The sequence below is a fragment of the Nocardia sp. GCM10030253 genome (genome assembly GCF_042675075.1).
Classification (GTDB): domain Bacteria; phylum Actinomycetota; class Actinomycetes; order Mycobacteriales; family Mycobacteriaceae; genus Nocardia.
This window is the reverse complement of sequence record NZ_JBHTDL010000007.1, coordinates 323594-345363: the sequence shown is the minus strand read 5'-3', so window position 1 is coordinate 345363 and position 21770 is coordinate 323594. Positions and strand designations below refer to the sequence as shown.

18 protein-coding genes and 2 pseudogenes are annotated in these 21770 nt (G+C 65.9%); 4 read left to right on the top strand and 16 right to left on the bottom strand.

The genetic code is table 11. The features are described from left to right. Window positions 1-6 precede the first annotated feature (6 nt). The 4 genes from ACFQZZ_RS17610 to ACFQZZ_RS17595 form a co-directional block, all read right to left on the bottom strand. Entirely contained in the window at window positions 7-1296 is a 1290-nt protein-coding gene (locus tag ACFQZZ_RS17610) for an acyl-CoA dehydrogenase family protein (protein WP_378681343.1), read from the bottom strand. 2 nt (window positions 1297-1298) lie between these two features. Continuing rightward, complete coding sequence (locus ACFQZZ_RS17605) at window positions 1299-1940, bottom strand: TetR/AcrR family transcriptional regulator (protein WP_378681340.1); 642 nt, start codon at window positions 1938-1940, stop codon at window positions 1299-1301. Then, the gene (locus ACFQZZ_RS17600) at window positions 1937-2986 is read right to left on the bottom strand and encodes a zinc-binding dehydrogenase (protein WP_378681337.1); all 1050 of its coding nucleotides are present in this window, start codon (window positions 2984-2986) and stop codon (window positions 1937-1939) included. The genes ACFQZZ_RS17605 and ACFQZZ_RS17600 overlap by 4 nt, the downstream gene beginning before the upstream one ends. Before the next feature lie 73 nt (window positions 2987-3059). Further along, a complete protein-coding gene (locus ACFQZZ_RS17595; protein ID WP_378681335.1) occupies window positions 3060-3815 on the bottom strand; it encodes an SDR family NAD(P)-dependent oxidoreductase in 756 nt (251 codons plus the stop codon). 263 nt (window positions 3816-4078) lie between these two features. Between ACFQZZ_RS17595 and ACFQZZ_RS17590 the strand changes: the two genes are divergently transcribed. Beyond that, entirely contained in the window at window positions 4079-6262 is a 2184-nt protein-coding gene (locus ACFQZZ_RS17590) for a malate synthase G (RefSeq protein WP_378681332.1), read from the top strand. A gap of 400 nt (window positions 6263-6662) precedes the next feature. Further along, the gene (locus ACFQZZ_RS17585; protein WP_378681329.1) at window positions 6663-7238 is read left to right on the top strand and encodes a hypothetical protein; all 576 of its coding nucleotides are present in this window, start codon (window positions 6663-6665) and stop codon (window positions 7236-7238) included. A gap of 88 nt (window positions 7239-7326) precedes the next feature. Here ACFQZZ_RS17585 and ACFQZZ_RS17580 read toward each other — a convergent pair whose 3' ends face one another. From ACFQZZ_RS17580 to moaC, 6 genes and pseudogenes are all read right to left on the bottom strand, one after another. Continuing rightward, entirely contained in the window at window positions 7327-7932 is a 606-nt protein-coding gene (locus ACFQZZ_RS17580) for a DUF305 domain-containing protein (protein ID WP_378681875.1), read from the bottom strand. Window positions 7933-8018: 86 nt separating this feature from the next. Continuing rightward, window positions 8019-9593, bottom strand: coding sequence for an LVIVD repeat-containing protein (locus tag ACFQZZ_RS17575; protein ID WP_378681326.1), 1575 nt, complete (start codon window positions 9591-9593; stop codon window positions 8019-8021). 334 nt (window positions 9594-9927) lie between these two features. After that, a complete protein-coding gene (locus tag ACFQZZ_RS17570; RefSeq protein ID WP_378681324.1) occupies window positions 9928-10674 on the bottom strand; it encodes a hypothetical protein in 747 nt (248 codons plus the stop codon). A gap of 93 nt (window positions 10675-10767) precedes the next feature. Beyond that, window positions 10768-11202, bottom strand: coding sequence for a molybdenum cofactor biosynthesis protein MoaE (locus ACFQZZ_RS17565; protein ID WP_378681321.1), 435 nt, complete (start codon window positions 11200-11202; stop codon window positions 10768-10770). Beyond that, on the bottom strand, window positions 11199-11744 hold the full coding sequence (locus tag ACFQZZ_RS17560) for a cyclic pyranopterin monophosphate synthase MoaC (protein ID WP_378681318.1): 546 nt from the start codon (window positions 11742-11744) through the stop codon (window positions 11199-11201). Before ACFQZZ_RS17560 ends, ACFQZZ_RS17565 begins: the two co-directional genes overlap by 4 nt. 97 nt (window positions 11745-11841) lie before the next feature. Continuing rightward, window positions 11842-12306, bottom strand: a pseudogene (gene moaC, locus ACFQZZ_RS17555) (cyclic pyranopterin monophosphate synthase MoaC); the annotation flags it as partial. Between the two features lie 79 nt (window positions 12307-12385). On the opposite strand from moaC, the gene moaA reads away from it, so the two are divergent. Both moaA and ACFQZZ_RS17545 read left to right on the top strand, forming a co-directional pair. After that, a complete protein-coding gene (gene moaA / locus ACFQZZ_RS17550; RefSeq protein ID WP_378681872.1) occupies window positions 12386-13444 on the top strand; it encodes a GTP 3',8-cyclase MoaA in 1059 nt (352 codons plus the stop codon). Further along, complete coding sequence (locus tag ACFQZZ_RS17545) at window positions 13326-13679, top strand: MoaD/ThiS family protein (RefSeq protein ID WP_378681315.1); 354 nt, start codon at window positions 13326-13328, stop codon at window positions 13677-13679. Before moaA ends, ACFQZZ_RS17545 begins: the two co-directional genes overlap by 119 nt. Before the next feature lie 31 nt (window positions 13680-13710). On the opposite strand, the gene ACFQZZ_RS17540 is transcribed toward ACFQZZ_RS17545, so the two are convergent. The 6 genes and pseudogenes from ACFQZZ_RS17540 to ACFQZZ_RS17515 form a co-directional block, all read right to left on the bottom strand. Next, complete coding sequence (locus ACFQZZ_RS17540) at window positions 13711-14697, bottom strand: 3-methyladenine DNA glycosylase (protein WP_378681312.1); 987 nt, start codon at window positions 14695-14697, stop codon at window positions 13711-13713. 16 nt (window positions 14698-14713) lie between these two features. Then, window positions 14714-15778, bottom strand: a complete 1065-nt coding sequence (locus ACFQZZ_RS17535; RefSeq protein ID WP_378681309.1) for a hemolysin family protein — start codon at window positions 15776-15778, stop codon at window positions 14714-14716. Then, window positions 15771-17171 carry a hemolysin family protein gene (locus ACFQZZ_RS17530; protein WP_378681306.1) on the bottom strand — a complete coding sequence of 467 codons (1401 nt, stop codon included), beginning with the start codon at window positions 17169-17171 and terminating at the stop codon, window positions 15771-15773. Before ACFQZZ_RS17530 ends, ACFQZZ_RS17535 begins: the two co-directional genes overlap by 8 nt. 485 nt (window positions 17172-17656) lie before the next feature. Continuing rightward, a complete protein-coding gene (locus ACFQZZ_RS17525) occupies window positions 17657-19093 on the bottom strand; it encodes a GuaB1 family IMP dehydrogenase-related protein (protein WP_378681303.1) in 1437 nt (478 codons plus the stop codon). Window positions 19094-19280: 187 nt separating this feature from the next. Beyond that, window positions 19281-20126 carry a DMT family transporter gene (locus tag ACFQZZ_RS17520; protein ID WP_378681300.1) on the bottom strand — a complete coding sequence of 282 codons (846 nt, stop codon included), beginning with the start codon at window positions 20124-20126 and terminating at the stop codon, window positions 19281-19283. Between the two features lie 263 nt (window positions 20127-20389). Then, window positions 20390-21748 (bottom strand): annotated as a pseudogene (locus tag ACFQZZ_RS17515) (DEAD/DEAH box helicase); the annotation flags it as partial. Window positions 21749-21770 lie beyond the last annotated feature (22 nt).

Here is a 21770-nt window from a genome sequence, read left to right as displayed (position 1 = left end):
GTAGCGTCAGAGGCTTCCGACGATGTGCTCGAGGCGGTGGGCCACCAGCTCGCGCGCTTGTTCGCGCAGGGCGGGGCGGTAGCCGCTCGGGTAGACCGGGTCGCCGGGTGCGTAGTCTTTCAGGACTTCCTTGGCGAGGGTGATCTTGTGGACCTCGGTCGGACCGTCGGCGATGGCCATGACCTCGGCGTAGTTCATCATGTCGACGAACGGGAGATCGGTGCTGACGCCGATGGCGCCGTGCAGGTGCAGTGCGCGCTGGGCGATGTCGTGCATCACCTTGGGCATCGCGACCTTGATGGCGGCAATGTCCTTGCGCACCTTCAGGTAGTCCTGTTCCTTGTCTATGCGCCAGGCGGTGCGCAGCACGAGCAGGCGGAACTGTTCCATCTCGATCCAGCTGTCCGCGATGCGTTCCTGCGTCATCTGCAGACCGGCCAGCGGGCCCTTGCGCATCGGCCGCGAGACGGCGCGCTCCGCCATCATGTCGAAGGCCTTGCGCGCCAACGCGACTGTGCGCATGGCGTGGTGCACGCGGCCGCCGCCGAGGCGGGTCTGGGCCACGATGAAGCCCTGGCCCTCGGCGCCGAGGAGGTGGTCGGCGGGCACCCGGACGTCGGTGAAGCGCAGGTGGCCCTCGTGCTCGCTGAAGCCGTTGACGTGAAAGTTCTTGACGATCTCCAAGCCGGGAGTGCCGGCGGGCACGATGAACATCGACATGCCCTGGTACGCGCTGACTTCGGTATTGGTAACCACCATGACGATGTGGAAGCTGGCGAACTGCGCGTTCGAGTTGAACCACTTCTCACCGTTGATCACCCAGGAGTCGCCGTCGCGCACGGCTGTGGTCTTGAACGTCGTCGGATCCGAGCCGCCGGTCGGCTCGGTCATCACATAGCAGGAGCCGATCTCGCCGGACAGCAGCGGCTCCAGGTACTTCGCCTTCTGTTCCGGCGTGCCGTAGTGCGCGAGAATTTCCGCGTTGCCGGAATCCGGTGCCTGACAACCGAATACCGAAGGCGCCCACATCGAGGTGCCGAGCACCTCATTGAGCAGCGCGAGCTTCATCTGCCCATAGCCGGGGCCGCCGAGTTCCGGCCCGAGATGGCAGGCCCACAGGCCATGCTCCTTCACCTGCTCTTTGAGCGGCCGCATCAGCGCCATGGCCTCGGTGTCGGTGCGGTCGTAGGGATTCGGGTAGAGCAGATCCAGGGGCTCCACCTCGGTGCGGACGAATTCCGCTGCCCAGTCCAGCTTCTTCTGATACTCCGGGTCGGTTTCGAAATCCCAAGCCATGGTCAGCCTTTCGTCTGTTCGCTCGGATGAGCGATGCCGTCGAGGAAGGTGGTCGCGAGGATGTCGGCGATCTCCTCCGGTGTGTGCCCGCCGTGCGGGCGGTACCAGAAGGTCACCATGTTCAGCATGCCGAGCACGCTGTTGGTGACGACGTGGTCATCGGTGCGTAGTAGTCCGCAGGCGCGGCCCGCGTCGATGACGCGCTGCCAGCACTGCTGCACCTGATCGCGCAGATCCTGCAGCTCGGTGCCTCGGTCACCGGTCAGAGCGGTGACGTCGCGCAATTGGATGGCGACTTCGCGTCGGTGCCGGACGATCAGGTCGACGTGACTGTGGATCAGCTTGCGCAGCTTGGTGATCGGGTCGTCATCGTTGTCGGCGATCTGCTGCGCATCGATGAGCATCAATTGGATGTAGTCGCGCAGGATCTGCCACAGCAGCTCTTCCTTGGACCTGATGTGGTAGTACAGCGCGCCACGCTGGACCCCGGCTCGATCGCCGATCTCGGCCACACCGGTGCCGTGGAAACCCTTCTCCGCGAACAGCTCCACCGCGGCCTCCACGATGCGTTCGCGGGTCGCTTCGGCGGTCGTCTCCGCCGCGGGCGGACGGCCGCGGCGACGTGGCGCGGCGATTTCGGTCATCGTCGTGGATCCAGCACGACTTTGGAAACCCCGTCTGCCCTTTCGGCGAACATCCGGTAGGCGCTCGGCCCCTCCGACATCGGGAGTCGATGCGAGACAACCGCTTCCGGATTCAGTCGCCCGGCCGCCGTGAGGCGCAGCAGTGCGGGCACTTCGTATTGGATCGAGCACAGCCCGATGTGGAATTCGAGCTCCTTGACCTGCGCCAACTGCATATGGAACGGGAAGGCGCGATTCTGGCTGACCCCGACAACGCTCACCCTGCCGCGATGACCGACCGCGCTGATGGCGAGCTTGATCGTCGCATCGGCGCCGACCGCCTCGATCGCGACATCCGCACCGCCGCCGAGCATCTCGCGGATGGCGGCCTTGGGGTCGTCGGACTCGATGGGCTCGGCGCCCAATTCGGCGGCCCGCTTGCGGCGTTCGGCGACCAGATCGACGCCGAGCACGCGCGCGGCGCCCATCGCGAAGGCCGACTGGACCGCCATCAGCCCGACGGGGCCGAGCCCGATGACGACCACGGTGTCACCAGGCGCAATGCGGGCACGGCGCGCCCCGTACCAGGCGGTGGGGGCGTTGTCGGTCAGGACGACCGCGGCGTCGTCGCCGACCGCGTCGGGTAGCCGTACCAGGTTGCCTTCGGCATGCGGGACCGCGAGCAGTTCGGCCTGCGTGCCTGCCAGCGATCCGCCGAGCCCGTAGCAGGCGTCGATCGGCAGTGGATGGCGTTCGCAGGCGGCGACGATGCCCGTCTTACACTGCGCACACCGGTCACAGCCGACCGAGGCGGACGCCAGCACTCGGTCACCGATCGCGAAACCCTCTACCTCCGGGCCGAGTTCGATGATCTCGCCGACCGCTTCGTGGCCGACGGTGTACCCGGTGCCGTCGGTGAAGCCGTGTCCGGCGTAGATGTGCAGATCGCTACCGCAGATGCCCGCCGCGGTAACGCGGATGATCGCCCCATCTCGCCCCGGTAAGACGGGATCGGGCACCTCGGTGAACGAAATCTGCTGCGGGCCTGCGTAGGTCAATGCTTTCATCGGGTGCCGCCATTCACATCGTCGAGTGCGGTGTTGCGCGAAATCGTTTGCGTGCCTTCGTGTCCGAGTGTCGTCATCGCCAGCCACCGTCCAAGGCCAGGGTGGCTCCGGTGCAGAATGCCGATGCGTCGGTGGCGAAGAAGAGTGCGGCGCCGACGATCTCATTCGGTTCACCCACCCGGGCCAGGGCGTTGTGTCTGGTCATCTCCGCCCGCAACTCATCGGGCCACGACTTGGCGATATCGGTGGCGAACGCGCCGCACTGGATGGTGTTGACGCGTACCGTCGGTCCGAACGTCTGCGCGAGACCGCCGGTCAGGTTGGACAACCCGGCCTTCGCCGCGGCGTAGGGGACCGCGAGCGGCTCGGGCCTGGTTGCCTCGATCGAGGAGATATTGATGATCGCGCCGCCGCCCGCTGCCGCCATGCGGGTGCCGATCAAGGTGGACAGCCGGAACGGACCTTTGAGGTTCACCCCGACCACCTTGTCGAACATCGCCTCGGTCACCTGGTCCAGGCTCGGATACAGCAGCGACATTCCCGCGTTGTTGACCAGCACGTCGACCTTGCCGAATTCGGCGTAGGCGGTCTCGACCAACGCATCGCACTGCGCCCAATCGCTGACATTGCACGCCACCGGCAATGCCCGGCGGCCATGGGTGTCCTTCACCTCGTCGGCGAGCGCGACGCACCCGTCGAGCTTGCGGCTGGCGACCACCACGTCGGCGCCTGCCTCCGCGAACGCCAGCACCATCTCCCTGCCAAGGCCCCGGCTACCTCCGGTGACCAACACGACCTTGTCCGACAACGACTGTCCCGGCAACGACACCCTGCACTCCATTGATCTAGGCGCATGAACCTGTAGGAAATGTTCCAGTCAGTACATTAAATGTACTGACCGATACAATCAAGGGTCTGGGCGATATCACGCGACGTGCAGACCGATCGGTACCGGAGGGTCGGCGTGGCGGAATGCTGTGGCGGAAGGCGCTGGGAGTGTGGCGTATTGACCCGACGCACAGAGGTGTCACTACCCACGGGTAACATTGGTTGCGATTTTCCTACCCGGCTTTCTCAAAAGTGAGGCAGTAGATGACAGAGCGGATTCAGGTCGGCGGGCTCCAGGTGGCCAGCGTTCTCCACGAGTTCATCGAGAACGAGGCGCTCCCCGGTACCGGCGTGGATTCCGCCGCGTTCTGGGCCGGTGCCGAGCAGGTCATCAACGACCTCGCGCCGCGCAACCGCGTCCTGCTGGCCGAACGCGACGAGATCCAGGGCAAGCTCGATGCCTGGCATGCCGAGCACCCCGGCGCGAACTACGACAAGGCCGCCTACAAGAGCTTCCTCGGCGAGATCGGTTACCTGCGCGAGGAACCGGCCGACTTCGCGATCGCCACCGAGAACGTCGACACCGAGATCGCAGTCACCGCGGGCCCGCAGCTGGTGGTTCCGGTGATGAACGCGCGCTTCGCGATCAACGCGGCCAACGCACGCTGGGGCTCGCTCTACGACGCGCTTTACGGCACCGACGCAATCTCCGAGGCCGACGGCGCGGAGAAGGGCAGCGGCTACAACCCGGTTCGCGGCGCCCGCGTGATCGAGTTCGCCCGCGACTTCCTCGACACCGCGGCCCCGCTGGCCAACGGCTCGCACCGCAGCTCCACGCACTACGCCATCGACAACGGCAAGTTGGCCGTCACGATGGCCAATGACGAGGTCACCACGCTGGCCGCCGATGGCGCGGTGTTGGTCGGCTACCTGGGTGACCCGGCTTCGCCGACTTCGGTGCTGCTGAAGCACAACGGGCTGCATGCCGAAATCCAGATCGACGGCTCCTCGCCGATCGGCAAGACCGACCCGGCCGGCGTCAAGGACGTTGTGCTGGAGTCCGCGATCACCACGATCATGGACTTCGAGGATTCGGTCGCCGCGGTGGACGCCGAGGACAAGGTCCTCTGCTACCACAACTGGCTCGGTCTGATGAAGGGCGATCTGGCGGAGAAGGTCAGCAAGGGCGAGAAGACCTTCACCCGCACCATGAACCCGGACCGCGTCTACACCGCGCTCGACGGTGGCGAGCTGGTGCTGCACGGCCGCTCGCTGCTGTTCGTGCGCAATGTGGGTCACCTGATGACCAGCGACGCGATCATCGACAAGGATGGCTACGAGGTGCCGGAAGGCATCATGGACGGCCTGGTCACCTCGCTGATCGCCACGCACTCGTTGCGCGGTGACACCGAACTGAAGAACAGCCGCACCGGTTCGGTCTACATCGTGAAGCCGAAGATGCACGGCCCCGACGAGGTCGCCTTCACCAATGAGCTGTTCGGCCGGATCGAGGGCGTGCTCGGCTTGCCGCGCAACACCCTCAAGGTCGGCATCATGGACGAGGAGCGCCGCACGACGGTGAACCTGAAGGCTTGTATCGCGGCCGCGAGCGAGCGGGTCGTGTTCATCAACACCGGCTTCCTCGACCGCACCGGCGACGAGATCCACACCTCCATGGAGGCCGGGCCGATGGTCCGCAAGGCCGAAATGAAGCAGCAGCAGTGGATCCTGTCCTACGAGGACTGGAACGTCGATACCGGCCTGGCCGCCGGCCTGCCCGGCAAGGCGCAGATCGGCAAGGGCATGTGGGCCATGCCGGATCTGATGCACGACATGCTCGAGCAGAAGATCGGCCACCCGCGTGCGGGCGCCAACACCGCATGGGTGCCCTCGCCGACCGCCGCCACCCTGCACGCCACCCACTACCACCAGGTGGATGTCTTCGCGCGGCAGCAGGAGATCGCCGCGGGTGGTCGTCGCGCCACCGTCGACCAGATCCTGGAGATCCCGCTGGCCGCGAACCCGAACTGGTCGGCCGAGGACAAGCGGCAGGAACTGGACAACAACTCGCAGGGCATTCTCGGCTACGTGGTGCGCTGGATCGATCACGGCGTCGGCTGCTCCAAGGTGCCCGACATCCGCGACGTCGGGCTGATGGAAGACCGTGCGACGCTGCGCATCTCGAGCCAGCTGATGGCGAACTGGCTGCGCCACGGCGTTGTCACCGCCGCCGAGGTGCTCGCCAGCCTGGAGCGGATGGCTCCGGTGGTGGACAAGCAGAACGCGGGCGATCCGACCTACCGGCCGATGGCGCCGGATTTCGCGGGCAGCATCGCCTTCCAGGCCGCCAAGGAACTGGTTCTCGAAGGCACCAAGCAGCCCAACGGCTACACCGAGCCGATCCTGCATCGCCGTCGCCGTGAGGCCAAGGCGCTGGCCTGCATCTGAGTTCTCGACTGTGAACCCCCTGGTCGCCGTCGAGTCCGACCAGGAGGTTCTGGTATTGCCCGACGGTCGCTGTCCGGTGGCCGGCGAGTTTCGGGCCCTATGCCGATCCGTTACCCTTGGCCTGCACTGAAGATGCCCGATGTGAGGAAGTTTTATGGGAAGCGTTGTCCTTGATGTGATCGCCCTGGTCGCCAACCGCGCCGCGTCGTTCTGGAATTGGGCTGTCACCGGCTCGGCCGGTTTCCCGCCGCTGTGACGCCGGGCTGATCGTCTAGCACACAACACCCCTGGCTCGTGGCCGTCGTTCTCGGCCGCCACGGCCAGGGGTTTCTTTATGAATGCCCGATCGAGGACATGCGATTGAGGTTCGGGTGGGCGCTCGCCGACGTATCTTGTCGGTATGAGCAGTGCTGGTATCGCCCGCGCGCGTTCGGGCGCTCCACGTTGGTTCGTGCTGTGGATGGGCTTCATCACCTGCGTAGTCGCGGTGTTGTGCGCCGCCCTGTGCTGGGAGTTGGCCTCCCTCGGTGATCAGTTCACCAAAGTGCTCCTGTGGGTGGGGCTTTCGGCGGTCAGCGTGGTCGCACTGTTCTTCGGTCTGGTCGGTCTGGTTCGATATCACACCATCCAGATCAGCCTCGCGGTGCCGGTGATGATCACGGCGCTCGCCGCGCTGGTCTGGTTCGAGGTCCCGCAGGATGCGGGTTGGCAGGTCTCCCGAGGCATCCTCGAAGATCAGTCGATCGACTGCGCCAACCCCGGTCGCCACACCCGACTCGGCATTTACGCCATTACCGCCATCACGCCACGTGACGGCGGCTGCCTGTTCTATGTCCAAGGGACGTCGGAGAATTCGGAGGGATTTGCCTACTTCCCGCCCGAGAGCGCGCCACCGAGCCTGGGCGCACCGGCCGAACGCGGCATCGAATATCAGATGTACGACGGGCGCTGGTACCGGTTCGTCGACTCTTCGTAGATTCGATGAGCAACGGCGACAACGAATACGGTAGAGCTGTTATTCGGATCGCCTATCACAGTGCGGTCGGCGCCGGGTGGAGGTCGAGCTAGGGGAGGGGTTGGCCGCCGAGTTGAGTGAGGAGGACGCTGATTACGCCGGTTTCTTGGCTTTGGCTTTGGAACATCGAGCGGGCGGATTCTTTGACCGGGCCGGAGGGGAGTAGCTGGTCGGCTGTTCGCGACATGATGAGGCCGCCGTGGTGGTGGCGGAACATGAGTTGTAAGAAGAGGATTGCGGCGTCTCGACCGCGGGCGGTGGCCAGGGCGTCGAGTTCGGCCATGGTTGCCATGCCTGGCATGGTGGAGTCCCGCGGTGCCGGTGGTCGGTTGAGTGCGGCGACCGAGTGCTGGTGGGGTGCGGGCTCTTCCGTGTGCATCCAGGCCATGGGGTGGGGGGACAGCGGGGTCTCGTTCGCCAGACGGAGCCAGCCGAGCATGGTGCCGATTTCGATGCGTTGGGCGTCGGCGAGCTGTTGGGCCAGGCGCAGGACGGTGGGGTCCGCGCCACGGTCCAGGCGTTGCACCATGATCAACGCCTGCTGGTGGTGGGCGGTCATATCCTGAGCGAAGCCGACTTCTACCGAGGTGAGGACCGGTGTGGCGGAGTGGTCTTCGGGAAGAACGAGGGGGCGTAGGGCCGCCCCGATCACCATCAGCGCAAAGGCTAGCGAGGTGATCGCGGCGACTGTGATCCAGCGGGTGTTCCAGATGTTCGCTTTCGCATCGACCTCGTTCACCGCTATGACCCGACGATCGACTGCTGGTCTGCTGGCGGGGTGTACACCTCGTTGTCGAGCTGCAGCACCATGAATCCGTTGTCGGAGCAGGCGACGTAGAGCTGGTTGCCGCGCCACTCGGGCGGGGAGAAGCACCAGTCGGTGGAGACGTCCCCGAAGGCGAGGTTTCCGGTGCGAGGGGTCAATGCGTCCCACGGGTTGAACTGTCCCTCCAGCACCGCGCGGGCGGCGGGCGGCGCGGTCATCAGCGGGACACCGATGATCGAGGCCAAGGCGTGCGGTGAATTCCAGAGCGACAGGTTCTGGCCGGTGCGGGCCGGTGGGTTGAAGTAGGCGATCTCGCGGACGTCGCGCGGGTTGCGGATATCGAAGACCCGAATGCCGGAAGAGATCCAACCGCAGGCCAGTGCGGTGGGGTCGGTCGGGCGGTCGGCAGCGCAGTAGTGCGATTCGTAGGCGAAGACCGAACCACCCATGGACGAACCGATATTGCTGTCGATGTTTTGCGGGAGGTTGATCTCCAGCTTGATCTTGCCCGCGACCTTCGGTGCGGTGTCGTCGGAGATGTCGATGAGTTTCACACCGCCGGAACCACCTTCGTCGACGGTGTAGAGGTACGGCTTGCCGTCGTAGGTGACCGGGATACTGTGCTGAGTGGCCCAGCCGTCGGTCCAGAAGGTCCGGCCGATGTGGTGCACTTGCGGATTCAGGTCGCGGCGCTGCACCGCGCTGATGTCGAGCACGGTGAATCCGCCCAGTGCCGACAGGTACATCCGATTGCCGTCCGCGCTGATGCCGAAGCCGTGCGCCTCGATACCGGTCAGGCCCTGCCAGATAACGCGCGGGTTGCTCGGGTCGGTGAGGTCGACGGCGCTGACGAAACCGGGGGCGACGCCGGAGGCCCAATAGGTGTTGCCGTCGGGGGAGAAGCCGCCCTCATGGGTCGTGATCGGTAGCGGCATCAGCAGATTCGTGCCCGCGCCCGGATTGAGCAGGCGCGGGTGCGCGCAGTCGGAGATGTCGTAGATCGACAGGTAGCCGACGCCCTCTCCGACCGGCACGCCGGTGCCGACCAGCAGTTTGCGCGCGACGTTCACCTTCAGGCTCTCCCAGGTGCCCGCGAGCATGGCGGGCTCGGTCAGGGTGGCCGTCGGTCGCGGGTTCGCCGGATCGGACACGTCGAGCACCTGGACGCCGCGGCCTTCGCTGATCAGGTCGCCGGGAAAGAACGAGCCCATATAGGCGCAGTTTTCATAGCTGGTGGAGGTGATGCCGGCACCGCGCCCCGCGAAACCGCCGAGCATGCTCATATTGCAGCGGTAGCCCTGAGTGCTGCGTCGACTATTACGGTCGGCGGCCGGAACGTCGCCCTGCAGACCGGTTTCCGGCATCGACCCAGGCCCGCAGTCCGCGCGGGGCACTGAGGTGCGGCCGACATCGAGGAGTTCCTGAACGAAGGTGGAGATATCGGATTGCAGGTCAGCCGAGGCGCTGCTCGGCACCATCATCGCGGCAATCACCGTGGTGGCGACCAATGCCATCGAGCGGGCACGGCGAATCCTCACCAATGGGCGCATCGTTGCATCCCCCAACTTTCTCGATCTCGGCACATGCGGGCCGCGCCGACTCAGTCAGTGGACCGCAACTGACTGAATAGTAGTAACAGTCAGTAACTTACGGAGGCGATTTCGGGATAAATCCCGGGGCTCGGGTTGCCGGGGGGTTCTCGGGTACCGGTTTATAAGCGGTGCATCGGCCTCGCCGAATGCGTTCGGCAGCACCTGTCGGGGGCTGTGGTGTTCACCTTCGAAGGGTGTCCCTTCCAAGCCGTGGCCGACCTGGATGTCGGAGCCGAACGGCGCCTGTGGCCGCGCGCTGCGCTGACTACGGATCTACTGTCTGGGGCGCATTTCAGTGCAAGTGGCGACTTTTCCACCATGCTTTGCGGCTGCGGGGGCCGACAACCGCGAAGTCGACATGAAGACCGGTCACATTTCCCTGCGCATCGAGAGACTGCATGACAGGAAACGCACCTTTGCCGGACCGGCAGGCGACGACGGTCTCGCTGGTTTCCGCGATCGGCAGAGGTATGTTTGCCCACAGCTTGTTCGCTATCAGTGCACGGTCGATAGCGCGCACAACGTCGAACCCGGACGGGATCCGGTCCGCACCTGCGGCATCGAGCAATCCTGCGACGCCGCCGTCGACGGTCAAGAAATTGTTTGCGGGCTCGCCGCATCGCGAACCACCACCTTCGGCGATCCACGGCGTGATCGCCGTCGTCGGAGCATCACTGAACACGAGACTCAGATAGGCGAGGACCTGACAATGATCGTCGCCGGGCTCGGTCGCTGTGGTGAGCAGCACCAAGTGACGCCCGACCGGAACCGAGGCGAATATCGGGACTGTCTCGTCTACAGGTCGATCCTGAAGGGAGCCGGCCGATCCGGCTGCGAGGTGGCCAGGATCGCAGAGGGCCACTTTGCCCGTCAGCACTTCGAATTCGCCCGCATCATGGATTGCCAACATGACATCGATCTCGGCGGCCGATGCCGCGGCGCCCATACCAATTCTCGAGGCGGGACCTGTGTGGAGCGCGTAGAACTCGCTGGCATCGAACACGATCACGGCCGCTGTAACCCGATCCCATCGAGACATTCTCCAAATCCGGGACCGGTCTTGCGGAGGTGCCTCGGAGTGGCAACGGCAGCGACCACGTCCCGTAACGGGCCGAATTGACCTCGGCGGCAATCATTCACAGGAATTCACCCATTCCGAGCGGCCGGTGGCAAAGTGTTGACGCTTCCATATCGGCACTCGGTGCTTGATCTGGTCGACCAAACCGCTACACGCGGCAAAGGCTTCGGCGCGGTGCGCAGCCGCGACGGCGACCACGATCGCCAGGTCGCCGATGGTCAGGTCGCCGATCCGATGCACTGCGGCGACCGGCAAGCCGGTGGAGGTCGCGACCTCGGCGCAGACGTCGTAGAGAAATCGGTCGGCATTCGGGTGCGCCGAGTACTCCAACGCCGATACCGGTTGTCCGCCATCATGATCGCGAACTTTGCCGATGAACACGACCACACCCCCTGCCGAAGGGTTCGTCACTGCGGCCTCCACCTCGGCCGGGTCGAGCGTTTGCGCGCAGATTCGGCTGAGGCGGACCTCGGCTGGTGCAGTCGTCATTGTTCAGCCCTTTCGGCTGTAGGCCCGCGCAGCGGCGTCATCGCTCGAGTGCGTGGACCCTGTTCGAGTAGCTGAATCGCTGTTTCGGGCTCGGGATGAACAGGATGGGCTCGGGTATCGGCGAACCCGCGATCATCGAGCTTTCGGTCGTGGCTGCCGACCAGATGGATGGCTTCGAGAGTTGCGAACGGGTCCAGCCCCTTGAGCATGTAGTTCAAGGTCAGTCCGGCGACAGCGACCGCGGTGAGCGCCTCCATTCCGACGCCGGTGGGGCCGGGCGATCGCACTGTTGCTTCGATCGTGATACCGGTCTCGGTGAACTCGAAACCGAGCTGTACCGATGACAGCAGTACCTGGTGACACAGCGGGATCAGGTCGGAGGTCTTCTTCGCGCCCGCGATGCCGGAAATACGGGCGGTAGCGAGGAAATCCGCGGTCAGACCGGAATCGCCGCGTAACCAGGCCACGGCCTCGGCGGTAGTTCGTACCTCGCCGGCCGCGACCGCGATCCGTGCTGCGCTCGACCTCGCGCTCACATCCATCTTGGACACTTCCTTCCGATATCTACGCGAGGTCTCATCGGCGGTCTGTCGCCTCGGTGGCTGTCGCGGTGTCGTCGGCTACCGCAGCAAGGTCTGGCCTCGTCCAATGTCCGCGCTTGCCACCGGTTTTGGCGAGTAGGCGCACATCACTCAATGTTGCGGCGGGGTCGACTGCCTTCACCATGTCGTGCAGGGTCAGTCCAGCGATGGCCACCGCGGTGAGTGCCTCCATCTCGACTCCCGTCTGGCTAGTAGTCCGCACCGTTGCTTCTATCGAAATCCCGGTCTCGGTGAAACCGAACCCGAGCTGTACCGAAGACAGCAGTAACTGGTGGCACAGCGGTATCAGATCCGAAGTCTTCTTGGCGCCCGCGATACCCGCGATTCGGGCCGTGGCCAGAACATCAGCCTTGGGGAGGTTGTCGGCGCGGACCAATGCGACCACCTCCTGCGTGGTACGCAGCACACCAGTCGCAACAGCGCTTCTTGCGGTTTCCGCTTTGGCGCTGACGTCGACCATCCTGGCGCGGCCTTCGTGATCCACGTGGGAGAGCTCACTCATGGCGTCAAGGCTGGCACAGTGTGAGGTATCTCTCGGCAAGTTTAGTTCCCAACTGAGGGAAGGCGGGAGTATATGCAGCATGGCTGCAGTCGACATGGGGATTCCCACTGTTCGATCCGGTCGCCCTTCACTCGATGGTCGACCGGATACTCCCTTGCTTGTCGACCGATTCGGACGAGTCGCTCGCGATCTGAGGGTGTCGATCACCGAGAAATGCTCGCTGCGATGTACGTACTGCATGCCGGAGGAAGGGTTGCCACCGATTCCCCAACGGGACCTGCTGACTGTCGAGGAGATCGTTCGAGTCGTGAGGTTGGCCGTCGAGGAACTGGGGGTGCACGAGGTCCGATTCACCGGCGGCGAACCGCTGATGCGGCGTGAACTGGAGCAGATCATTGCCGGGTGCCATGCCGCGGTGCCGGACACCCCACTTGCCATCACCAGCAATGGCATCGGGCTCGAACACCGCGCGGCGGCTTTGGCCGCGGCGGGGCTTGGGCGGGTCAATATTTCCCTGGACACTGTCGACAAGGTAGGTTTCGCAACGCTCACGCGTCGCGACCGGCTCGATTCTGTTCTCGCCGGAATCCGCGCCGCAGCCGCCGCTGGCCTGAAGCCGGTGAAGGTGAACGCGGTGCTGATGCGTCAAACGCTGAGTGGGGCAACAGATTTACTGCGCTGGTGCCTGGACAACGACTGTCAGTTGCGGTTTATCGAGGAAATGCCCCTCGACGCGGACCAGGAGTGGGCCAGGGCGAATATGGTTACCGCAGCTGAATTACTCGAGGTTCTGCGAGCGCGTTTCACGCTCGATCCGGTCGGCCGGGCTGACCCGGCAGCACCGGACGAACGATGGTTGGTCGACGGCGGACCCGCCACTGTCGGCATCATCGCCTCAGTCACTCGGAAGTTCTGCGGTGACTGCGACCGCACGCGCCTCACCGCGGATGGCATGCTGCGTTCGTGTCTATTCAGTGATGAGGAGTTCGATTTGCGTCACGCGTTGCGCTCCGGTGCCGATGACGCTGAACTCGCCGCAATCTGGCGGGGTGCCATGTGGAACAAATGGGCGGGCCACGGCATCGACACCGCAGGATTTGTTCCGCCCGAACGCACGATGGGGGCCATCGGTGGTTGAAATCCGCTACTTCGCCGCGATTGCCGACGTTGTCGGAAAGTCATCCGAAGAGCTCGAATTTCCGGCAGGCGCTACGATATCCGACCTTCGTCGTCGGTTGGCTACCAGCTACGGCGCAGATTTGGACAAAATGTTGGGAGTGTGCGCGTTCGTGCTCGGCGAGGAACTCACTCGCGACCCGAACGCGAAGTTGAGTCCACGAGTGGATGTCCTGCCGCCTTTTGCGGGTGGCTGATCAGCTGACCCGCACGGACGGGTCCTGACGTCTAGGTGCTGAGTGCGCCTGTGTCGAGCGCTGTCATATCAACTGTCAGCAACATGTCGCACAGCTCGAGCAAATGCTGTCTCAGTCGCACCGATCGTTGCGCGAGTGCCGACTGTGCTCGGATGTATTCGCCCCGCCCCGTAAGCGTTTCGATACGCACTGGCTCGTATCCGTAAGCGGATAGATCATACGGACTGGCACGCATGTCGAGTTCACGTGCGGCACAGGCGAATTCGAATAAGTCGAGCAGCGTGGTCGAGGAGATGAGCGGAGCCAGCTTGAAGCCCCATTTATAGAGGTCCATATTGGCGTGCAAGCAGCCCGGCTGCTCGCGCGAGACCTGGTCCGCGCGGGTCAGCGGTTCTATATTGCGGCCGACCGCATCCGGGGTGAAGAACCGGAAAGCGTCGTAGTGGGTGCAGCGCAACGACATCGACTCGACGACCTCATCAGTACCTGTCCGCCCCAGCCGCAGCGGCACCTGCTGGTGGCGGATTTCGTCGGTGTGATAGACCATAGCCCACTCGTGCAACCCGAAACATGACAACTGGGCCGGCCGAGATGCGGTCGCACGCAACAGGTTCCCGACGAACTCGATCGTGTCGCGGCGCCGCGCCAGATATCCGGGGTCGGCAGTGAACAGGCCACCTCCGAAATCGGATTCGGCGTGCCTGCCGGTGGCCGCCGGACCGTTGTCCGCAGCGAGCTCGGCGGTGCACGGATTCGCCTCGAGATCGGGGGGTAGGCGGTGGTATCCACGAGCTCCCTCGTACTCGGACGCGCCGACCAGGGCCACTCCATACCCGGGATGCCAGCGCCGCAACTGCGCAGGCTTGTGCCCGTAGTAGGTGAACAGGAAGTCGATCACCGGATGCGACGAACCCGCCGCCCGCCGTTCGAGATACGGCCCGACGAGTTCGTCCAGCCGGGCCCGATGCGCAGCGGCTTGTGCTCGCCACTGCGCCTCGGGAAGTACGCGCAGACTCATTCGAGCGGGACCCGCCTCATTCGATCACCCGATGCGTGTTGTCACGGACGGTGCCGACGAACTCCTCCACCAGATCCTCCATCGCGACGATGCCGGTGGTGTTGCCGCGGTTGTCCACTACTCGGCCGAGGTGGCTGTTGGTGCGGCGCAGACGAGCAAGCGCCTCGTAGAGCGTGGTGCCCATGCTCACCGTCGGCAGCGGCCGGATGTCGGTGCGCGGGATGGGGGTGCTCGGTCCGGCCGTCTCGTCGGCGACCTTGTCGAGCACGTCCTTCACGTGCAGGTATCCGACCAGCGAACCGTCGCTTGCGCGTACCGGGTAGCGGGAGAAGCCGGTCTCCGCGACGGCGGACTCGATATCGCCCAATGTGGTTCCGTTGCCGCGCAACGGTACCGACCTGGTCGTTTCCAGGGGCACCATGACATCGGCGACCACGCGATCGGAGGTGCCGAGCGCCTGCGTCAGTCGCCGGTGCTCTTCCTCGTCGAGCAGTCCCTCCGACCGGGATTCGCCGATCATCTCGGCGAGTTCGACGCTGGAGACGGTGGCGTCGAGCTCGTCTTTCGGTTCGATCCGCACCAGCCGCAGCGACAGGTTCGCGGCGAGGTTGTAGATCGCGATGAGCGGTCGGGCCAGTCGCAGCCACGCCAGGTGGATCGGAACCAGTAGCAGCGCACTGCGTTCGGGGCCCGCCAGGGCGATGTTCTTCGGGATCATTTCGCCGAACAGGATGTGCAGGATCACCACGATCGTGAGCGCGACGGCGAAGGCGACCGGGTGCAGCAGCTGATCCGGCATGCCGACCAGCTCGAACGGGCCCTCCAGCAGATGCGCCACCGCGGGCTCGCCGACCCGGCCGAGCAGGATCGAGCAGATGGTGATGCCGAGCTGTGCCGCGGCGAGCATCATCGACAAATTCTCGCCCGCCCTGATGACCGTGTTGGCGTTGCGTTTGCCCTGTGCCGCAAGCGCTTCCAGACGGTCTCGGCGCGCCGAGATCAGTGCGAATTCGGCGGCGACGAAGAAGGCATTGCCCGCGAGCAGCACCACCGTGAGCAGAATTCCGAACAAATCACCCACGACTGTGCTCCTGGTCTGCGTGGTGCATGCGGGAGTGCAGCACCTCGGTGGAGACCGGGATCAATCGCACGCGGTCGATGCGCCGTCCATCCATCCGTTCGATCTTGGCGATCCAGCCGCCTCCGTCCGACGAGTCGTTCGACGATCGGTTGTGCGAACCCGGATTCGGCAGGACCACCTCGTCGCCGGTCACCGGAATGCGACCGAGCCGGGTGAGGACCAGGCCACCGAGCGTCTCGTACTCGCCCTCCGGCGCGTCGTATCCGGTGGCCCGCGACACCTCGTCGATGCGCAGCAAGCCCGAGCAGTCCCACCCGTCGGAGACCCGGCGTACGTCGCGTTCCTCTTCGTCGTGCTCGTCGCGGACGTCGCCGAGGATCTCCTCGATGATGTCCTCCATAGTGACGATGCCCGCGGTACCGCCGTATTCGTCGACCACCAGCGCGACCTGCATGCCATCGGCGCGCACGCGTTCGAGCACCTCGTCACCGTCGAGGCTGGCGGGCACGATCGGCACCGGACGTGCGAGCAACTGCAGCGGGATAGTGCTCCGGAGGTTCGCGGGATGGGTGAACGCCTGTTTGACGTGTACCACTCCGAGCGTGTTGTCCAGATCGCCGTCGATGACCGGGAAGCGGGAGTATCCGGTGCGGCTGGCGGCCGCGATGAGATCGGCGATGGTGTCGGACTTATCCAGTGATTCGATCTTGACTCGCGGGGTCATCAGTTCCTCGGCGCTGCGCTCGCCGAACTGCAGCGAGCGGTCGATCACCATCGCGGTGCGCTGGTCGAGCGCGCCGCGCAGCGCGGAGGTGCGTACCAGCGAGCCGAGTTCCTGCGGCGAGCGCGCCGAGCGCAGTTCCTCCGCGGGTTCCACGCCGAAGCGGCGGACCACCCAGTTCGCGGTGCCGTTGAGGAAGTGGATCATCCACTTGAACACCACCGAGAAGGCGACCATCGGGCCAGCGGTGAGTCGCGCGGTGCCGAGCGGCTTCGCGATCGCGATATTCTTGGGCACCAGCTCGCCGTAGATCATCGACAGCGAGGTGGCCAATACCAGCGCCAGCGCCAGCGAGATACCGTGCGCCGCACTCTCGCTCACACCGAACGCGGTGAACGGCGGGGAGAGCAGCCGGGCCAGCACCGGTTCGGCAATGTAACCGGTGACCAGTGTGGTGATGGTGATGCCGAGCTGGGCGCCGGAGAGCTGGAACGACAGCGTGCGGTGCGCCTGGCGGACCATCCGCGAGCGCGCGTCGCCGGTGCGCGCATGCGCCTCCACGGTGCTGCGTTCGAGTGCGGTGAGTGAGAATTCGGCGGCGACGAAGAGCGCGGTGCCTGCGGTGAGTGCAATGAACCCGATCAGGCTGAGCACGGTGAGCACGGCTGACATCGTCAGCACCGCCTGCGGGACGCGGCATGGTCTACCGCAGGGAATCGAGCTGAATCGGAGTGGACTGCTGCGGGAAGGAGGGCGCCGGGTTTGTCACCCGGCTCGGTAGAGGAGCCCTCCTGTGCGGCGCCCTCGGACGCGGGTGACAACTTGTTCCTTTCGCAAATGGGAGCTGTGCGCCGGAGACCGGCAACTGTCATGCTACCGGCTGTGTCTTTCGGCCGCGCCTGCGGCGCGGCGTGTTCGCGGCCCCGAAGGCTCGCGTCCGAGCGGCCGAGACTTGCGACTGCGTCGCATCGCTTCGGCCACTCGGCCGCGAGCCGACCGCGAACGGGCGCGTAAGACTCGCTCCGTCGTGGTCGGCTCCGGTGCGGAGTCGGCCCGCGCGGCAGCGGGCGTCCGGTGGCCGAATGCGTGGAGGCCTGTTCGACCAGGCCGGCGCAGGGGTGCGCTGCGGGCCACTCGATGAGTGTGCGTCGGGGCTCCTACCAGCCGCTGGGCAGGGGACGACCCTCGGCGAAACCCGCTGCGGACTGGACGCCGAGGACCGCCTTGTCGTGCAACTCCGCCAGGCTGCGCGCACCCGCGTAGGTGCATGCGCTGCGCACGCCCGAGCAGATGTGGTCGATCAGGTCTTCTACGCCGGGGCGTTCGGGGTCGAGGCGCATCCGCGAACTGGAGATGCCCTCCTCGAACAGTGCCTTGCGGGCTCGGTCGAAACCGCTGTCGGTGGCGGTGCGGGCGGCGACGGCACGCTTGGAAGCCATGCCGAAACTCTCCTTGTAGGCGTTGCCGTCACGGTCGACGCGCAGGTCGCCGGGCGACTCGTACGTGCCTGCGAACCAGGAGCCGATCATTACGTTGGACGCACCCGCGGCCAGCGCGAGTGCGACGTCGCGCGGGTGCCGGACGCCACCGTCTGCCCAGATGTGCACGCCGAGTTCCTTTGCCGCGGTAGCGCATTCGGCGACGGCGGAGAATTGCGGGCGACCGACGCCGGTCATCATGCGGGTGGTGCACATGGCGCCGGGGCCGACACCCACCTTGATGATGTTCGCGCCTGCCGCGGCGAGGTCACGGGTGCCCGCCGCGGAAACCACGTTGCCCGCGGCAAGCGGCACGCCGAGACCGAGATCGCGGATGGCGCTGAGGGTTTCGAGCATCTTGGCCTGGTGGCCGTGCGCGGTGTCGATGACGAGCAGGTCGGCGCCGGAGTCGACGAGCGCCTTGGCCCGGGCCGCCACGTCACCGTTGATGCCGACCGCGGCCGCGACGCGAAGCTTATTGTCGGCGTCCACGTTGGGCTGGTAGATGCCGTCACGGACCGAGCCGGTGCGAGTCATCACGCCTGCGAGGAAGCCGTCCTCGGCGACCAGCACGGCCAGCTGGGCGTGCTTGGCCTCGAGCAGGTCGAAGATATCGCGCGGCGAGGTGCTTGCCGGGGCCTGCACGAAATCGGTCACCGCGACGTCGCGCAGCCGGGCGAAGCGGTCGACGCCGTCACACGACGCCTCGGTGACGACACCGATCGGCTTGCCGCTGTCCACGACCACCACCGCACCGTGGGCGCGTTTGTGCATCAGGGCGACGGCCTCGGACACCGAACGCTCCGGGTCCAGGGTCACCGGGGTGTCGGCGGTGAGCGATCGGCTCTTGACGAAGGCAATGGTGTCGGCGGCCGCACTGATCGGCAGGTCCTGCGGCAGCACCACGATGCCGCCGCGCCGGGCGACTGTCTCGGCCATCCGGCGCCCGGCGACCGCGGTCATGTTCGCCACGACGATGGGGATGGTGGTGCCGGACCCGTCGACAGTCGACAGATCGACGTCGAACCGCGACGCGACATCCGTCCGATTCGGGACGAGGAAGATGTCGTCGTAGGTCAGGTCATACGGCGGCTGATGGCCAGGGAGAAACTGCACTTAACCGATGATAACCGGCTCTGCGGGGTCGCGTGCAATTCCCCAGCATTCGATGCGTGGCGCGAGGGAGATGAGTATCACAGACGGTTCCGGCCGCCGGTTCCGGTGCGGATGCCTCGGCCCGTGTGCCGCTGCCGCTCATGTTTTCAGCGCGGTTATCTCGCGGCAGCCGGGCCGAATACCGGCGTCAGCCCTCGGCTTGGGCACGCGACAGCTGAATTGTGGTCGCGCACATGATGATCACCGTGCCGCCGATCACGACCAGGCCGAGGGCGTTGGTGCGCAGCCGCTCGTCGAGAACGGTGATGCCGACGAAGGCGGCGGTCAAGGGTTCGGCGATGGTGACCGCCGGCAGTGAGGCTACGAGTGGTCCGGCTTGGAACGCCCGCTGCTGTAGGTAGAGGCCGATCGCACCGGAGGTGACCAGCGCCCAGGTCTGCCAGCTGCCGAGCACCTGGCCGAGGCCGTGTTCGAACAAGTTCGTGACGTGTGCGGTGAGTGCCGCGGCCAGACCGAACAGCGCGCCGCCGGCCGCGCCGAACAGCATCGCGCGCCGGAAGGGGTCGGCGGTGGCGCTGCCGATGGCGAGCGCGGCGGCGATCAGGCCGAGCAGGATCGCCAGCGGCACGATCCACTCGGGCAGAGGTGCGTTGGAATCGCCTTCTGTCGGATTACCGACGATCAGGAAGCAGGCCAAGGCGGCGACGAGCGCGATGGCCGCCGCCCAGGTCCGTCCGGTGACGCTGCGCCTGTTGATTCGCGCGGACAGCGGCAGCGCGAAGACCAGCATGCTCACCAGGATCGGTTGCACAAGCAGCACCGCACCCAGTGCGAGCGCGGCCACCTGCATGGCGTATCCGCCCGCGTCCCCGCCGATTCCGGCCCACCAGCGTGGATTACGCGCCAGTGCGCGGATCAGCGAGGTGCCCTCGGGTACCGCGGCCGCGGCATGCTGCTGCGCGACCGCTGCGACCGCGAACAGCAGCGCCGCGACCAACGCGCAGACGATGGCGCCCAGCGGATGGTTGGGCACGGTCAGTTTGCCGTTCGGTTGCGGATGCTCGACACGCCCTCCGGCCGACCGGCGCGTCGACGTGCACGCCCGGGCGTGTCACCTGCGGTTGTGCGGGCAGGCGCCGCCTTCGCCGAGCCTGCCGCGCGGTCACCGGAACCCGTTGCGTGACCGGATGCGGCGGTCGCCGAACCGGCGGTGCGGTTGGACGTCGCTGCCGTGCCTGTGGCGCGAGCAGTCTTCGACGCGCCCGCGGTGCGTCCCGTCGCGGCGTTCAACGAACGGCCGGACGACTTCTTCGCCGAGCCTGCGCCACGACCGCCCGAGCCCGCGCCACGACCGGCCGCGGCACCGCCACCGGACCTGCGGCCCGAGGACCCGGAGCGGCCACGGGCCGGACCCGCCTTCGGTTCGTCTTCGCTCGCCACCACGGCGGCCACGATCGGAACGCCCGACGGCTGCCTGGCGCCGGTGATCGCGATCAGCTGCCGATCTCCCGGTCGAACCTCGACCGCGTCGATGTCGACACCGGCCTTGCGGGTCATCTTCTCGACATCGCCGCGCTCGTCTTCGGTGACCAAGGTGACGACGACGCCGTCCTCACCCGCGCGGGCCGTGCGCCCGGCGCGATGAAGGTAGGCCTTCGACTCCGACGGCGGATCCACGTGCACGACAAGAGAAATCCCGTCCACGTGGATGCCGCGCGCGGCGACGTCGGTCGTCACCAGGACCGGGGTCGAGCCGTCGGAGAACGCGGCGAGCGTCCGCGTCCTGTTGTTCTGCGCCTTGCCACCGTGCAGCGCACCCGCGGCGATGCCGGATCCGCGCAACTGCTTGGCCAGCCGGTCCGCGCCGTGCTTGGTGCGCACGAACATGATGGTCAGCCCGTCGCGCGCCGCGATCTCGGCGATTATGGTGCGCTTATCGATCTTGCGCAGATGCAGCAGGTGGTGCGACATGGTCGTGATCGACGCCGACGGCGGCGCGGTCGAATGCGTTACGGGGGAGTTCAGATAGCGCTTGACGAGCTTGTCGACCTCGCTGTCCAAGGTGGCCGAGAACAGTAGTCGCTGGCCATCTTTCGGCGTCCGGTCCAGCAGCTTGGTGACCTGGGGAAGGAAGCCCATGTCGGCCATGTGGTCGGCCTCGTCCAGCGCGGTGATACGGACTTCCGAGAGATCCGCGGAGCGCTGGTTGACCAGGTCTTCCAGTCGCCCCGGTGTGGCGATCAGCAGGTCGACGCCGCGCGCGAGCCGATCGGCTTGGCGCTTGATCGGCGCACCACCGACCACCGCGGCGACCCGCAGGCCGAGCGACAGCGCGGGATTGTCCAGCGCGCGTTCGATTTGCGTGGCCAGTTCCCTGGTCGGCACCAGCACCAGTCCGCGCGGTTTGCCTGGCTTGGCCGATGCGCCCGCGAGCCGGGCGAGCATGGGCAGCCCGAAGGCCAGCGTCTTACCGGAACCAGTCGGACCGCGTCCGAGCACATCCTTGCCCGCCATGGCGTCCGGCACTGTCGCTGCCTGGATGGGGAACGGTGCCTCGATGCCGTCGTTGCGCAGTGCCTGTACGAGCGGGACCGGGAGGCCCAGGTCGGCGAAGGTCACGTCGGGCGCCGCGGTGGCAGTGGTCGAGGAGGTCAAAGGTGTGTGTGCCTTTCGTGTC

Bases quoted from the DNA above. Each gene is read 5' to 3' on its own strand.
- ACFQZZ_RS17575 (WP_378681326.1), bottom strand. From the start codon at position 9,593: ATGCGCCCATTGGTGAGGATTCGCCGTGCCCGCTCGATGGCATTGGTC.
- ACFQZZ_RS17560 (WP_378681318.1), bottom strand. From the start codon at position 11,744: ATGGATGTGAGCGCGAGGTCGAGCGCAGCACGGATCGCGGTCGCGGCC.
- ACFQZZ_RS17590 (WP_378681332.1), top strand. From the start codon at position 4,079: ATGACAGAGCGGATTCAGGTCGGCGGGCTCCAGGTGGCCAGCGTTCTC.
- ACFQZZ_RS17610 (WP_378681343.1), bottom strand. From the start codon at position 1,296: ATGGCTTGGGATTTCGAAACCGACCCGGAGTATCAGAAGAAGCTGGAC.
- ACFQZZ_RS17580 (WP_378681875.1), bottom strand. From the start codon at position 7,932: ATGGTGATCGGGGCGGCCCTACGCCCCCTCGTTCTTCCCGAAGACCAC.
- ACFQZZ_RS17540 (WP_378681312.1), bottom strand. From the start codon at position 14,697: ATGAGTCTGCGCGTACTTCCCGAGGCGCAGTGGCGAGCACAAGCCGCT.
- ACFQZZ_RS17585 (WP_378681329.1), top strand. From the start codon at position 6,663: ATGAGCAGTGCTGGTATCGCCCGCGCGCGTTCGGGCGCTCCACGTTGG.
- ACFQZZ_RS17545 (WP_378681315.1), top strand. From the start codon at position 13,326: ATGACGCTGAACTCGCCGCAATCTGGCGGGGTGCCATGTGGAACAAAT.
- ACFQZZ_RS17605 (WP_378681340.1), bottom strand. From the start codon at position 1,940: ATGACCGAAATCGCCGCGCCACGTCGCCGCGGCCGTCCGCCCGCGGCG.
- ACFQZZ_RS17570 (WP_378681324.1), bottom strand. From the start codon at position 10,674: ATGTCTCGATGGGATCGGGTTACAGCGGCCGTGATCGTGTTCGATGCC.
- ACFQZZ_RS17600 (WP_378681337.1), bottom strand. From the start codon at position 2,986: ATGAAAGCATTGACCTACGCAGGCCCGCAGCAGATTTCGTTCACCGAG.
- ACFQZZ_RS17565 (WP_378681321.1), bottom strand. From the start codon at position 11,202: ATGACGACTGCACCAGCCGAGGTCCGCCTCAGCCGAATCTGCGCGCAA.
- moaA (WP_378681872.1), top strand. From the start codon at position 12,386: ATGGCTGCAGTCGACATGGGGATTCCCACTGTTCGATCCGGTCGCCCT.
- ACFQZZ_RS17530 (WP_378681306.1), bottom strand. From the start codon at position 17,171: ATGTCAGCCGTGCTCACCGTGCTCAGCCTGATCGGGTTCATTGCACTC.